Annotated in this window: 7 protein-coding genes; 1 reads left to right on the top strand and 6 read right to left on the bottom strand. The window is 43.7% G+C overall.

Annotated features, from left to right (window positions below):
* The first annotated feature begins 223 nt into the window (after positions 1 to 223).
* Complete coding sequence (locus HF312_05085) at positions 224 to 3,610, top strand: PAS domain S-box protein (GenBank protein MCU7519569.1); 3,387 nt, start codon at positions 224 to 226, stop codon at positions 3,608 to 3,610.
* A 105-nt stretch (positions 3,611 to 3,715) separates the two neighbouring features.
* Here the strand turns inward: HF312_05085 and HF312_05090 are convergent, their stop codons facing one another.
* The 6 genes from HF312_05090 to HF312_05115 all read right to left on the bottom strand — a co-directional run bounded on the left by HF312_05090 (position 3,716) and on the right by HF312_05115 (position 16,022).
* On the bottom strand, positions 3,716 to 4,348 hold the full coding sequence (locus HF312_05090; GenBank protein MCU7519570.1) for a M15 family metallopeptidase: 633 nt from the start codon (positions 4,346 to 4,348) through the stop codon (positions 3,716 to 3,718).
* Positions 4,349 to 4,356: 8 nt separating this feature from the next.
* Positions 4,357 to 6,462 carry a pullulanase gene (locus HF312_05095; protein MCU7519571.1) on the bottom strand — a complete coding sequence of 702 codons (2,106 nt, stop codon included), beginning with the start codon at positions 6,460 to 6,462 and terminating at the stop codon, positions 4,357 to 4,359.
* Between the two features lie 260 nt (positions 6,463 to 6,722).
* Complete coding sequence (locus HF312_05100; GenBank protein ID MCU7519572.1) at positions 6,723 to 10,976, bottom strand: T9SS type A sorting domain-containing protein; 4,254 nt, start codon at positions 10,974 to 10,976, stop codon at positions 6,723 to 6,725.
* Positions 10,977 to 11,167: 191 nt separating this feature from the next.
* Positions 11,168 to 12,451: a hypothetical protein gene (locus HF312_05105; protein MCU7519573.1), complete on the bottom strand. Its 1,284-nt coding sequence runs from the start codon at positions 12,449 to 12,451 to the stop codon at positions 11,168 to 11,170.
* Between the two features lie 476 nt (positions 12,452 to 12,927).
* Positions 12,928 to 14,919: a T9SS type A sorting domain-containing protein gene (locus HF312_05110; protein ID MCU7519574.1), complete on the bottom strand. Its 1,992-nt coding sequence runs from the start codon at positions 14,917 to 14,919 to the stop codon at positions 12,928 to 12,930.
* A gap of 92 nt (positions 14,920 to 15,011) precedes the next feature.
* Positions 15,012 to 16,022, bottom strand: coding sequence for a chemotaxis protein CheB (locus HF312_05115; protein ID MCU7519575.1), 1,011 nt, complete (start codon positions 16,020 to 16,022; stop codon positions 15,012 to 15,014).
* Positions 16,023 to 16,251 lie beyond the last annotated feature (229 nt).

Consider the following 16,251-nt stretch of genomic DNA (forward strand, 5'->3'; position numbering starts at 1 on the left):
TTGTCACCCCCGGCTACAAACAAAGCGCACCTCCGGTGCTTAGTGATTGCGTTATTCCGGATGCTCTACTTTCATATGGGAACACAACACCGTAGAGATAAAAGCCCGGGGGTAGTCAAAAGAAGAAATGGATTCTCTGTGCCGCAATTTCTCCACGATTTCATATTTTTATATTTCAGATTCATTATTTATATTTCAGCCAAATAATTCCAGCAAAGGACATATGTCTCAGGATTTACATAATTTATCATCCCCGGAAAAGACACTCGGTTTCCTCGAAGAGGCGCCCGCGGGCATTCTGATATTTTCATCCGGCTGGGAAGTGACATATGTAAATAAAACCTTTTTTGAATTCGGCGTCCTGGATCAGGATTCAGCCCGGATACCCGCAGGGAAAAACCTCCTTGACTCAGCCATACCTCAGCTGCTTGATATAGCCGGTGAAATAACCGGACTGGAAGAGGGAAAGTTTTTTGAAAAGAAAATTAAAAGCATGAGGGCCATTGACGGCAGTGAAATATCAGTATTCGTAAAGGGCTCCTCTATGTACACCGGCGGCGTATTCCAGGGAGGCATGCTTTTGCTCCAGGACCTGAGGCTGGAAGCTAAATCGCCTGACGACATAAATTTTGAAGACACTCTTCTTAACGGGATTATTAAGCAGTCCGGCAACAGCTGTTTTATTACCGGTTACGACCTAAAGATCAAGTACTTCCACTTAAACAGCCTGGTACAAAGAATCCTCCCCGAAGGCGATCTCATAAACCGCGGCGCTGAGGAGGTGCTCTATCCCCTGCTAAAGCAGAAGACAACTCAGATATTAAACCTGCTGATGGCAAACAAAGAAAAGGTAACAGAGAAGGTTTCACTGGAACTGGACGGGCAGAGGGTTTCATTCCAGGCCTCGTTTATTCCTTTTTCAATTACCGGCACCCCGCGCCTGATCTATATTTCCTTAAAAGATATTACATCTGAGGAAAATGAAAACCTGAGGCGCCAGTACGAGCTTAATGAGCTTAAGCAGTACCAGTTCATTACTTCAAGCGTAACAGATGCCGTTATTACCACAGACAAAAAAGGCAATATAATTTTCTGGAACAAGTCCGCCGAAGAGCTTTTCGGCTACTGCAAAAGCGAGATATATAAGCTGTTCATAGGAAGGATATTCCATTCCTTTGACGAGGAAAATTTCATCCAAATAAAAAATGAACTTTTACCCGGCTCTTCTTATGAAACAGAGCTGAGGGCTGAGGCAAAGGACAAAAAAGAGGAATACGTTTCAGTAAAGGTAAGCGCCACCGGCGAGGCCAATGATACCGCGTATATATTCCTCTGCTCCTCAATTAAAGAAAGGCTCAGGGTTGAACGGGATCTCAGGATCTCTGAGGAGCGCTTCAGAAATATTGTAATTAATGCAAATGAGTTTATCTGCAACCTGGACACGGATGGAAATATAATTTATGTCAACCCCGCATTCTTAAAGATATTCGACTATACCGAAGGCGAGCTTCTGCAGAAGAATATACGGGATCTTATCTATCCGGGTTCCCTGACGGAAGAAGGGCTTAAACTCTCCAGCCTGCTGGACAGCCAGTCGGGCCCGTCAGAACTGAGCCTCGTAACGCGCACAGGAGAGAAGATAGTAACGCTTGCCAACTTCTCCCCTATTATGGATCTTAACGATACGGTTAAATACCACAACTGCATCTTTACGGATATTACAGAACAGAAGCTGGCGCAAAAAGAGCTCCAGATGGTGCGCTCGGTTTATGAAGCCTCACAGGACGGGATCTCTGTTGAAGCCGACAGGAAATTCATTCTTGTAAATGAATCGTTTGCAGGGATATTCGGCTACGGGAGTGCTTCTGAGCTGATCGGGAAAGACTCTCTTGACATTGTTGCAAACGAGGATATACCCAAAGTAGCAAAGTTTATCAAAGCGCGCGAAAATAAAGAGCCTGCACCGGATCGCTATGAATTTCTTGCCCGGCATAAAGACGGATCAGTTTTCTATGCCGAGGTTTCTGTAACTTCATACGAGGCTGAGAATAAGACACACATCGTTTCCGTCTGCCGCGACGTTACGGAAAGAAAAAGAACACAGCAGGCGCTGAAGGATTCAGAGGAAAGGTACAGAAGCATTACAGACAATATAGACGACTTCCTCTGGACGGCAGAAAGAATAGACAGGAACATGAGGCCTGTATTTTATACCTCCTCAATTGAAAAAGTTACGGGATACGGCCAGGAGGAATTCCTCTCCGACTCAAAGCTCTGGTTTAAGCTCATATATCCCGACGACCTGAAGACCGTAAATAAAAAGCTTAAGAACCTGCTTCAAGACCCCGCCAGGCAGTCAGATGAAATAGAATTCAGGATCATCAATAAATCGGGCAACATTACCTGGGTCAGGAATAAAATAAAGGTAAAAAGGGACTCCATGGGGCTCCCGCAGAGGATATTCGGACTTGTAAGCGATATCTCGCTATACAAGAAAGCTTCCGAGGATCTGGAGAAGGTTACAGAAGCCTTAAGGGAATCCAACGATACAAAGGACAAGTTTTTGTCCATTATTTCACACGACCTCAGGACCCCTTTCAGCTCAATACTCGGCTTTACGGACCTCCTTCTTTCCGACGAGGGCTTAAGTGAGGTTCAGCGGACGCAGTATATTACCTTCATACAGGAATCATCTAAGAATATGCTCGCGCTCGTCAATTCACTTCTTGACTGGACGAGACTTCAGACGGGAAGAATGAAGTTTGAGCCTGAAAGGCTTAACATCAGGGAAGTTATTCAGAAATCTATCACCATTATGGCCGGCACAGCGCTGCAGAAGGGTATACGCCTGGAGATGCTTTTGGAGCAGGACACCTACGTGCACGCCGATCAGAACCTGCTTCTGCAGGTGTTTAACAACCTCATTTCAAACTCAATTAAGTTTACAAACTCCGGCGGCTCGATCAGTGTTTCAGGCCGCCCGGGAAAAGGGCTTACAAACTATCATTTTATTGTAAAGGATACGGGCGTAGGGATAAAAAAAGAGGATCTGGGGAAACTATTCCATGTGGATTCAAAGTTCACGCTTGAAGGCACAAAGGGGGAAAAAGGCTCAGGGCTTGGTCTTTCCATAGTACGTGAGATTATAGAAAAGCACGGGGGCGAAATTTACGTTGAAAGCGAGTTCGGCAAGGGTTCCGAATTCCATTTTACGCTCCCTGCCGCAGCGGCAAATATTCTTCTTGTTGATGACAATAAGACGGACCGCCTTTTATACCAGAAGATACTTAAGAACATTGTGCCAAATTACATAATAGATGAAGCCTCGAACGGAGAGGAAGCTCTTGAAATTATAGTCAGGAAAACGCCCGCGCTTGTAATTACGGACCACAGCATGCCTCTTATGAGCGGGTACGACATGGTCAGGAATCTTAATGGAATGGATATAAAAGGAAAGCCGCCCGTAATAGTACTAAGCGGCGACATAAACAAGCACATCTTTGAAGAATACCGTGAGCTTCAGGTGGAGTACATCTTCCAGAAGCCGGTAGACCTCACGAACTTCAAGACCGCAATTGAAAGATCGCTAAGGAAAGCCTTATTTTACTGAAACAAACATACCCAGGGTGTCTGCATCCCCTGCGGGGATTTGAGACCCTGGGCTACAGATGGAAAGCCACTATCGTGGCTTTTTATGTACAAAATTCTAAATATTCTACCTGATCTCTTCATCCAGGATGGAATAGTTTTTCCAGCCTGAGTAATCAAAGTGCCACCACTCTGTGCTTAGGGGCTCAAAGCCGTATTTTACCATTATGTCTTCAAGGAGTTTGCGGTTTTTAAGGACATTCTCAGGCAGGTCCCTGTAATCCCGGTGAGCCTTGTCCGTAAAATCATCATAGGGAGTTCCCATTTCAAGCTCGCGCCCCGTGGAATCTATGAGCGTCAGGTCCACTGCGGCGCCACGGTTATGCCTGGAGCCGTTTTTGGGATTTGCCACGTAGCGGGAATCTGGCATTATCTCCCAGAGCTTCTTCTGCACCGATAAAGGGCGGTAGCCATCAAAAACTTTCAGCCTCAGATTGTACTTTTTCATAAGCTCCATTTCAGCTTCATGGAGCTTCAAGGCCGCGGCTTTTCTTAAATATACGTTTGCCGTGGGATAAAGAACCTTATGCGTAAAATTATCAGGCGTTGCATAGCGGACATCCGTTGCAATTGTTGAATCCACCGATTTCAACAGTACAATGGACGTATCGCTGCGAGCTTTTAACGAATCCGTCTGAGCGGATAAAAAGGAACTGAAAACAAAAAGAAAAACAGGCACACAGTAGAATTTGCGGCTCATATATTATCCTATTTTTGTTTTTTCAGAACTAATCCCGTCTTGGGAACAAGCTTCACTTCTTTTGAAACTGTAGTGAGCGCCTCAATTCCTGCCTTATCGGCATCAACCAGTACGTCATAGCTGCCTTCAGGCAGACTGAACTTTACGTCCCCTGAGTTCTCAGCGTTAAAAAGGACCACAAAATCATCGCCTTCAAATGAATTCTTAAAGCCGAAGGCAAAAGCTTTGCCGGGCACTTCAATAAAAGAGACGTCTTCATATGCTGCACGCCTGAAAGCAGGGTAAGTGCTTCTTAATTTAATAAGGCCTTTGTAAAAGTCAACAAGGTCCTTATTCATATCGGCGTGCTTAAAATTTATATAGTTTGTTTCGTTGTCTTTATTGTAGCTGTTATGATCGATACGGCCTCTTTCCTCATCCGGTTCTTTTACATTTAGGGGAATAACCTTGCTGCGGGCAAATTCCTGTCCTTCCGAGATCATAGTCATTCCCTGGGAAGTAAAGAGGAAGAGTGCCGCCAGCTTGTTCAGCTTCAGCTGCATGGGGCTCAGCTTTGCATTCTGATCTATGTCTTTTATAATCTGGTCTGCTGCAACTTCTTTTGTTCCAATTCTAATAAAGTCACCAAGTGTATAGCCGTCGTGGCTTTCAAGGTAGTTAACAGAATGTTCTTTTTTCTGGAAAAGTCCCAGGCTGTCGCGCACGAGTGTGCCGTTTACATAAGATTTAATTCTTCCCATGTTATTATTGCCGTACCATTTGCCGAAAATCCAGCCGTGGCCGTTCAAGGGGTTTTCGCCCTTAACGCCGTTTCTGATCTGGTCATTCCAGCTTCCCCAGCCTCTTAAGGAAAATCCCTGCGGGTCGTAGCCGCCGCCCCAGGGTTCAGCAACAATTACAACGTTAGGGTTAACCTTCTTAGCTTCCCTTATAATTTCCTCAACAGTTTCCCAGTCGATCAGTTTGCCCAAGTCGAAGCGGAAGCCATCAACGTGGTATTCCTTCATCCAGAAAAGGATGCTTTCAACGATCATGCGTCTTGCCATTGGGCGTTCGGTCTTAAAGTCGTTGCCGCAGCCGCTTTCGGCCCTGTAGCGGCCCCTGTCGTCGAACCTGAAATAGTAGGTTGAATCAATCTCCTTCAGGTTGCCGAACTCATATTCGGAGATATGGTTATAAACGACGTCCATAATAACGGCAATCCCCTCTTTGTGGAAAGCCTTAACCATATCCTTGAACTGATTAACCTGTTTAACTTCCTGGCCCGTCCAGCTGTTCCACTTAAATTCTGTTTCGGTAAAGTAAGCATCGGGGGCAAAGAAACTGGCAGTCATATATCCCCAGTGGTTGCGGGCGTAGGGGTTCCAGGTATTAAAGCGTCCTGCCATTGAATCCCTGTATGGGATTTCGACGTTTGCAAATTCCTGTGCCGGGAGGAGCTCCACTGTATTAACGCCCAGATCCTTCACATAATTAAGGCCCCCTTTCATCCCCTTTTCAATAAGGCCTCTGTAGGTGCCGGGTTCTTTAGCGCCGGAGGAAGGGTGGGCGGTCATATCCCTCAGGTGCATCTCATAGATTATAAGGTCGCGCCAGTCGCGTTCAATTACCTCATCGCCTTCCCAGTCGTAATTGTCGTCTTTAACCACGATAGCCAGTCGGGGATTCATATAGGTGTTGAAGCTAGTAACAGCCTTTGCGTAAGGGTCGAGGCAGATCACGTCCTGGTGATTCTGTCCCTGCCGCATAGTCTTAAAGCCGTAGAAAAGTCCGTACTGTTCGCCGTCGAGGATAGTTTCCCAGACGCCCATAGTATCGCTTTTCATTTGGTAGGAGTTGGAGGATTTATCCCCCGGTTTTTTGAAAGTAACGAGAGTTACCCGGTCTGCCGTAGGGGCAAAGAGCCTGAAATAAGTTTTCCCGTTCTCAACGAAGGACCCCAGCTTTTTATCTGAGCAGTAGTGGTTCAGGTCCGACTGAATTATTTTTTTCGACTCTTCAAGAGTCAGTATATCATTTTCTTTATTACCGGCAATATACACAGATGCACCAAAATTAATTGAGTTAGAAAATAGAATTAAAGTTAAGGTCAGGATGTTGAGTATTGTTTTCATTATTAAACTTTTTGTTTTTATGAGATAAACATAACGAATAAATTCAAAATGATAAAGATTCACAAAAATAAAAGGTTTAGTAAAGTATTATCGGATTTTGGGAGGATTTTTTAATACCCCGGGGGGGATAAACCCATCCCAAAAGTAATGCCCTAACTTTAATTTAAGCAATCAGTATAGAACAAAGTATTTTGGGATTTGGTTCATCGCATGGCGGGAAATGCAGGGGCAAGGAGGTCTTGCCCCTGAAATTGTGAATTTTACTTGAGGAGCATCATTTTTCCGCTCTTAACGAAATCATTTGCCCTAAGTTCATAGATATATGTCCCGCTCGGGAGGTTTGAGGCATTAAACTCCACAGAATACCTCCCCTGCTCCTTATACTCATTTACAAGAGTAGTAACTTCCTTTCCCAGCATGTCAAAGATCTTAAGAGTCACCCTTGAAGTCTTCGGGATCTCATAGTTTATGACTGTAGAGGGATTGAAGGGATTGGGGTAGTTCTGGCTTAAAGCATACTCCACAGGAGCAGTTTCACTTTCCACAAGTTCCTTCTCTGGCTTCTCTGCTTTTCCCTTTCCAGAGTTTAAGAGATATACATCCATATTGTTTACAATTAGGTTTTCTTTCCCAATTCCATCAACACTTACTCTTAGGTATGCCTTAAGCTTGCCAAGTCTGTTTGCGACCTTCAGAGTCTTTTCTTCTGACGTGGAGTCCATCTTTCCAAGACTTCCTTCATAGACTTTCTGGAGTATTTTTTCACTTCCTTCTTCCACCAGTTCAAGCCTGAGCTTAAGGTCACCATTCCATCCTGTTTTCTTAACCCGGAGATTAGTGGAAAAGGAGGCATCCTTGTCAAATGTGAAGCCTTCAGTCCTCATAAATGAGAAGAGGGGAGTTCCTTTCTTATTTAATGAATCGGGATTATAGAATGAAAGGCTACTGCCCTTAAAGTTTCCCATCTGGACGACGAGTCTTCCCGGAGTTTTATTTGTGGTGTCAATTATCTCAATTCTCCTGAATGTTTTTACGTTTTCCATGCCTTGTGAGGCAGTTACGTTCTCAGAAGATGACTTAAGTTCATATGAAAGCCCTGAACGGGTATTATTAACTGTCTGCATGGCTACCTGGTATGGCATAGCGCTTCCCTTGGAGACAACGTAAGTTACACTTCCGGCAGGAGCTTTCTCAAGAGAGTTTGGATATTTTATCGGAGCCGAAGGTGTAATATATGTTATCCCATTCCATGAAGTGCCGTTTGTAGAAACCATGTTGTAGAGTCCTACCAGTTCTGCAGGGCTGTAGAAAATGGAGACACCGCCATCAGGATTGGTATTGTTTATATTTTCATGGCCTGAGACCGTAGTATAGACAATTGAAGGCTCATAAATGGCCTCATCCCTGAATGTGCTTATGCCTGAAAAAACGCCGTTTTTGTAGCTTCTGTGAAAAGATGCGGAGTTATTACCGTAGTAGTCATCATAAGCGATCCAGCTTATGTGTGTTCTTCCTGCTCCGTCAACAGCCACCTGCGAATAGACGGGGGCTAAGGGGATCTGGCTTGAAGAATACACATTTGCAACCATATCCCACGATGTGCCATAATAATCAAAGCTATAGAGGTTTACCTGAACTGATCCGGAACTCCTTGTTGCAGAGACCATAAATTTCCAGAGATCAGGGTTCCATGCTATGGAAGGATTGTTATCCATTATTGGTGTGCTAATAGAAACCGGCCCTCCATAGTAGAAACTGTTTCCGCAGTCTTCCGAGTACTTATAATGCATCTGGTATCTTCCTGAGTACATTTTCTTATAAGCTACAAGTACGCCATAATCATCTGAAGAAACGCCAATTGAGGGCTGGAGGTCCACAGTTGAGGCATCTGAATCCAGAAGAAGAGGTTCTCCGGGGTTTTGGAGTGACTTTATATAGAGGTTCCTTGTACTTCCAGAAGTCTCCTGCCATACACAGAAAACATCATTAAAGGGATAAACTTCTTCTGAAGATGCAATGGATGGAGACGTGGCTGTTCCCGTTCCCGAGACAAGCTGTTCGGCTGACCAGGTCGCTCCCCCGTCAGTTGAAGTGGTATACCACACTTTTCCCACTGATTCATATACCATATGAAGTTTCCCTCCCAAGTCTTTTGCAATCTTCCTCTGGCTTCCGCTGCCCCCGGTGGCATTTAGTGTGGTTGAAAGAAGGTGCCCTTTATAATTGGCGGTTACAGATGCATCTGTCTGTTGGAAAATAACCGGAGTAGTTAAACTGCTGAAGTTTACAAGGGCGCCTGTAGCACTCCAGTTCGAGAAATAAAATCTGTGTGTCTTTCCTGTCTGCGGGAGTGTCAAATCATAAAAAGGTTTCGCCGAAATTGAATAATATGGCATTTTAATTTGACTAAGGATGTTTCCACCTTGATTCAGGAAGACTCCCTTATATAGCTTTCCATTTTCAGTATTAATATCAGTATCAACTGTAAACGGTACTTTCCTTGGTGCAAATGAAGGATTCAAACTGCTGTTATATGATCCCTTTTCATCAGTTTTGTCATAAAGCCAGGGATCTGCAAACTCGACAGAATTATCTTGGGGACTAACAGTAATACCGGGATCTTCAAAGACATTTTGGATTGTGGCTTTTTTTGCACTCATAAATGTAGCAATATATTGCTTTTGATAAGTTCCTTTTCCCGTAGGGTTAAGAGCAGCATATGTTGAATAATTATCATACTTAACTAAACCACCATCATTCTTAATAGAATAGAATTTTTTTGTATCTGTGATATACCGTGCATCAACTTTAATATAAATATTATCCGCTGGCGATATCGCAATTGGACGCCACCCCGACCATGTAGATTTCCATTGCCCATTCACCCACAAGCTCCAATAGTTAATATCATTATCATAATTATTATTATTTTCATCACGATATGTCACATTAATATGTGCATAACTAGAAAAACTATATGTGACCACTGTAGGTAGACTTTCTTTATAGCCACTCTTAAATGCTGATGCCTTTATAGTAGCATCGGCGTTCAGAGTAAATGAGCTGGTATATTGAGTTGAGTTTGATGTTGGTGTTGAGCCGTCCATCGTGTACCTGATAGTGACCCCCTGCTCCGGGCTCTGCATAGTAACCGTAATTGGGTCGGAATACTGATTAGTTCCCGGACTGATAGCTACAGGAAGACATTGGCCTTGACTTGATATTTGAAATGGATCACTAAAGCCGTAATCATTTCCCATGTCATGCATTCTTATTCTGTAAGTACTTGCAGGAATGTCTGAAGGGATGTTCCATGTAAACTCATTAAGCGTCCCCTGGTTGCTATTTACAGATGTTGTTGATGTAAGGTTTTTAATAACGTTATTGGACATATCCACAAGTTCAATTGATATATAACCGAATTTATTATCTGTCCATTTAATTGTTTGAGTAGTCCCGAATTGCCATGCTATGCCTGCTTTTGGCGAAGTTATTGTAAAGAGCCTGTTAACATCCCACCCCATGTCCATTAATGCAGATATTACAATTTCACCCGGAGAATGAATTGCTTCGGCATATCCGGTCCCAGGTGTCATTAACGAGTTTGATGAACCTGCCGGATAAGTGTCTTCATCCAAATGATAGGTACTCGATCCGGAGGACCATTCCGAAGGGCCGTATAAACGTGGAAGATTACTGCTTCCCGTCATTCTCATTGCATTACTCCCATTAAAAAAAACATTCCCGCCCTTTAAGAATGCTCCAAGATCAGTTGAAGGATTTCCATAAACCGAAGGATTATCAACTACTGAATTCTGATAATTATTTGCCACGTAACAATCAAATATCCAGGGATATTTTTGAGTACCGATCACTTCTCCCCAGCTCCCAGTTCCATCGCTGGATACCTGGAACGAACCAGTAAATCCAAGCCCGTGAATTATTTCATGCATCATAACTGTCATAAGATCAGTTTTATCCGTTGGCGTGTTGCCGTCAATTCCATAATACCACGGCTGTGTTTTGTTAAAGGTAATAGTAATCTCAGGATTAGAACCATTTTGATCGTGCTGGCTTAATTTATTGGCAAGTGTAACAGGATATATTACATTCTGTTTTATTCCCTCTGTAATAAAGTTAATATATTTTTCAGGATTATTTGTAACAGCATTCACATTGTTATCCTTAAGGTCTTCCCATTTAACCTGTATTGTTATTGCCGGCTGTGATGTATTATTGGGATATCCAGTATCAATAATGTAGGACCAGATTTTTGCAGCCTCATTTATTGCGGCTTTTGCATTTTCAGGAACAGCTGCATCAAAAACAACTGTAAATTGTGAAGTAGGTGATGAATTTATCAGATCCCTGTTTAAGTATATTGATGGTGCCGGAACTTTCGTGTACGTATTAGTATGTTTTGCTATGTTTATACTTTGAGTTTGATATCTCATCTGGGCAAAAGAATGTGTTGCCAGGTTTAGAAGAATGAGGACTAATAAAATTCTTTTCATATTACCTCTAAATTAATTGGTTTAAGATTTTGAAATGTTTTAGTATCTTTAAACCGCAGACAAAAAGGCGCCAGAGCAGCCGGCCAGGCTGCTTAAACTCCAAAGTTAGCCTTATTTTGTGTGCAGTTAATCCGTGCCGGTGCTGCGAACGCCGGCACGGAATTTTATTGGGGGCCTATCCTCCTCTTTCTTTAATTTCTTTTACCCACAGCAACGGCAACTTTATTGTTCAGTATGCCTACTGCCGCTATTGTATTTCCTTTTACATCAAGTGAGCTTATTACATCCCAATGGTCTGAAAATTCCGGGTACACCATCCAGTCAATACCGTTATAATGAGCCAAAAGGCCCATTGCTCCTGAAACAAAGATGTCATTTAATGCGCTGCCGCGTACCACGTCAATAAATTTATTTGTCACAAGACCGGCATCTTTCCATCTTCCCGGAGTGTAATAATAAAGTCCTGTTCCTGCCACATATACCGGATACCCTCTGTGTGTCCAGACCGAAGATGGCTCCATACCCGCATTAAAACTGATGAAATCAGCCTGATCATTGCCGGATATACAGATCAGCTTTGAGGCTTTAATGTCAGAAGGAAATGTAAGCGGGCAGTACACGGTTTTTTCCCCTGTTATCTCGTCTTTATAGCCACAGATGTCTGCAGTAAATCCATTTGAGACTTCGGTCAGAAGCTTCCAACTTTTGCCGTCGTACTTTAATACAGATCCATTCTCACCGGCAAAGTACATATCGGATGAACTTGTTCCCCAGATCTTTCTTATCCATGTATGCATTTCCGGATAATTCTCTTCTTCACCATAAAAAAACCAGTTCTTTCCGTCCCCATGCGCTGGTGTATTATTCCCTACCCAAACATCAGATTTTGAAAATGCAAAGATTGAATATAATACACCATAGATACTTCCCTTGTAAAGAGCAGCATCATCACTCCACTTCAACCCATCCCATTTTACAAGGTTGTAGTATTTTTCAACACCAGATTCATTCCTGGTAAAGTTTCCGCTTACCCAGATATTGTTTTCATCGATTATTGCTACATCCCAGGGACTGTCAAACCCAGCCTCCCCGATGTAATGTACCTGCCAGCTTACATGGTGGCTTGTAGGGCTGAGTGTTGAGGCAATGACCTTTTCACTATGCTTTTGGAAGCCTACCCCCCCGGACTCCGCAACCTGGTAGGTATACTTTGTGTTGGGGCTGAGCAGAGTGTCACAGATGACAGTATCTCTTGAAGCCCTAAGTTTCATAACAGAAAAGCCGTTCCTTTTGAGCGTTATTTCTTCATTTCTGAACCGGTCGCCTGTTTTTATCCTGAGGTAAACTTCCTTTGAAGAGGTATCGAGTACACTTAGCTCAAACTTACCGCTTTCAGATACCGGTGGATCTAATAGATTGCAGCTATTCAGGCAGAATAGAAAAAAGAATGAAAAAAGGGCTTTAGTGTATCGCATTTTGATTCCAAAAGAATTTGTTATCACAGATGAAATTAGAAAGAAACCTATTTCAGACATATATCTAATTAAAAGCCGGTCTGAAAAATATTTTCTTTTTACTTATATATATATGGTGACGGAAGGCAAATTCGGAAAAATTTACAAAGAAAAAAGAGAAAAAAAAAAAAAAAAAAAAAAATAATCAGATTTTTATTGCCTGAATACCGATCTGATATAATTTTCTTCGGTACTTGGGAATATTTCATGCTAATTCAGCCTAAATTAAAAGATTCTTGTAAAGCCCGGGAATTTCACTAACTCTCATACCTGAAAGATATTTTTTACTTTTTTATCAGTTTCCGGTCAGAGCCTATGAAGGGATGAATAAACGGATAGTTCAGGAATTTGTGTTAATTTTCCTGGGGGAATGGAGTTTAGACTAGCAGCTCAATATTGGCAGGAACAGACTTATTGTCTGCTCCTGCTTTTTTATGTCACTTAATGTACATCATCTTTTTTGTTGCCGTGTAGCTTCCGGCTTTAAGCTGGTAGTAGTATGTGCCTGAAGGAAGGTTGTAGCTTCCGGGCAGGAACTCCACTTCATAGTTGCCCGAGGGCTTTTCTTCGTTTAATACCTGCGCAACTTCTCGCCCCAGGAGGTCAAATATCTTAAGGCTTACCTGCTGAAGGGCGCCAGCCGTTTTAGCCGAGCCTACATGATATTTAATCTTTGTCCCGGGATTAAAAGGATTGGGATAATTCTGATCCAAGCCATAGCTAGCAACCTGTGTAACCTCCGAAACCGCAGTGGGACCGGCAAGGTCTTTTAAGATCCAGTTATTGGGATCAAAGGTAACAGACTGCGGCTGCCCTTTCACAGTAATAAGAAAATTCTGATCTGCCTGGTTGTTCATTACAGTTAAAAGTGTATCGCCTGCCGTGGTTGAGACTTTAAGCTGTATGGGCATTGTAAAGATGGGCAGCCCTTTACTCTGATCCTGCTTTATACTTACCTGCAGCTGATACTGGCTATTCTGCTGCGTGCTGGCCCAGTTGTAGGTGTAGCTCGGGTATCCCGCGCCGAATATCCATTCCTTGAAGAAATAGTCGAGGCTCTGCCCGTAAACCTTCTCGGCATCTGCCTGGAAGTCAGCCGTTACAGCCGTCCCGTAGGCTAGTTTTGTATCATCGAGGTAAGTTCTTAGTATACGGTAGAAGGTACTGTCGCCAACTATGCCTCTTAGCATATGGAGCACGGTGCCTCCTTTGGCATAGGAGCGGCTGTAGTTGAAAATGCTGCCTTCAGAACTGATATCCGTTAAATAGATGGATCCCTGGGCGTCTTTTGCCCTGTTCATAATGCTTTGAATAAAAGAGTCATAGGCTGCTTTTCCCTGTGAGTTTTCAAAATAAACCCCTTCTGAGAATGTTGCAAAGCCCTCATTAAGCCATATATCGTTCCAGTCTCTGCACGTCACCTTGTCACCAAACCACTGGTGGGAAAGTTCATGTGAGACCAGGTCCTCACCAAAGCTGACAAGTGAAGTTATTGTCTGGTGCTCCATTCCTCCGCCCCAGCCGAACTGTGCGTGGCCGTACTTTTCCTTTATAAATGGGTATAGCTCGTATTTATCCGAAAATATCCTTAGCATATCCACAGTCTTATTCAGCAGAGCTATATTCTGCGGCGTATTCTCTTCGGGATAGATATAATGAGTTACTATCATAGAATCTGTGGGCGAATACTTAAAGTAGTTAGTGTAAAGGTAATAGTTTGTCATAGCGACCGATATAAGGTACTGCGCAATGGGATAATGGTTTTTCCAGTGAGTTGTTCTTGTGCCGTCCTGGTTATTGACCTGACTTACGAGCGATCCGTTTGAAGCTACGGTAAAGAACTGGGATGTAGTTACAATAACGTCGGAAGAATCGGCCTTGTCGCCCGGCGTATCCTTGCACGGCCACCAGTCGCTTGCCCCGTAGGGTTCCGAAAGGCTCCATATAATAGGATACATATTAGCCGGGTCGTGTGTGGAAAATATAAAGCTCCCGAATCCGCTTGAGCCTGGCACACCCTGGTAGTAAATAATAACGCTTGCATTCTCCCCCTGGTTGTATGCTCTTGGAAGCGTTATCTGAAGTTTGCTGCCTGAATGGGTAAAAGCCAGCTTTGCCCCGCTCATTGTAACGGAGTCTACATTCATAACCGGCTGCAGATCCAGGAAGAAGCTGCTTAAAGAAGCGGCGGCGCTCCTGAGGCCAACTGTTACGGCGCCCTTTAAGTATTGCGGATTGTAGGTCAGGTTGAGATCGAGCCTGTAGTATGTAACGTCTATTGTGGAATCCCCCGGATATGCAAAAGCCTGTTTTTGAAGTGTTCCTTTAGCCGTCAGCTTTTCAAACTCAGCCTGGGATTTCCAGCTGTTCTGAGCGGAAAGGAGTCCGGATAAAAGAATAAAAAAAATGGTAATTTTTAAAAACTTCATAAGTCTTTCTCCATATTTCAAAACTTTCCATATAAGATTAATTTAATCTTTTTACTTCAGAACGGCAGTGGAATAATAAGTAATCCCCTTTTTCAGGAGGAGGCCGCCTTCATTGACTGTGTGAGGTTTCTTAGAGACTCCTCAATTACAGGGGGAATTTTCTCCAGCGGGGCAACCACACCCGCAATCCTGAGGTCAATGACACTCTGCGGCATTGATGGCGCTATGGCGCCCGAGGGGTCCTGTGCAATTACAATGCCCCCGGCAGCTGCAATGTAGCCCGCGCCGATGCTGCCGTCGCGCCCCATACCGGTTAAAATTACGGCAACGGAGTTTTTCCCGAAGGTTCCTGCAATAGTCCTGAACATCGGGTCGGCCGAGGGGCGCACATAGTTTTCAGGAGGCCCGTCCCAGAGCTTTATTTCCATGCGTGCGGGGTCGATCATCATGTGTATATCCCCCGGAGCGAGATAAACCTTTCCCTTTTCAATCGGCATCCTGTCCTCTGCCAGGAGGACATCCATCCCGGTGCGGCTCTGAAGCCTTTCAGAAAACGACTTCAGCATCCATGCCGGGCCGTGCAGCACAACAAAAACCACGGCTTCCTTCAGCGGCTTAAGTGCAGCAAAAAGCTCCGTCAGCGTAGAAGGCCCGCCCGTGCTGGCTGCAATGCCGAGCGCCGGGAAACCGGGTTTCTTTAAGCCAGGCTCTTTGGCCGCGGGTGAAGCCTCAAGCTCCGACTTCTGCCTCATGATGCAGTTTTCAAGGCGTTCTTTTATCTCATGCACATGGAAGGGTTTTGCAATGTAGTCGTCGGCACCCGCATCCAGGGCCTTTTCTTTTGCCTCTTTCGAGTCGAGCGCCGTAATCATCATTACAACGGGAACGGGACGGATATTCCTGCGTATATATTGAATAAGTTCTATTCCATCCAGCTTCGGCATCATCCAGTCGGTTAAGACCGCATCAAAGGATTCTTTTTTAAGAAGTTCCACCGCCTCGGCGCCGTTATTGGAGTAAAGGACCTCGTAGCCTTCCTTTTTCAGGATTTTAATCAAAAGAAGCCTTCCCGATACGTTATCCTCAACTACAAGAACCTTCATTACGCGCGTTCCCCCGGAATATTGATATATATAGTTAAATATTAAAATAGAAGTTATCTTCTAAAAACAAAACAAAAAATGCACTAAAAACAGACAAATTGAGGCAATTCTTCCCGTGTTTGGAATAATATTTCACAATACTTAATGTCCGAAAATCCGGTTTTGTTATATATTTTCACAACAAGTATATATTATTCTAAAATTTGAGAATGATGTCTTTTTTTCTTTA

The organism is Ignavibacteria bacterium, from assembly GCA_025612375.1.
GTDB lineage: Bacteria > Bacteroidota > Ignavibacteria > Ignavibacteriales > SURF-24 > JAAXKN01.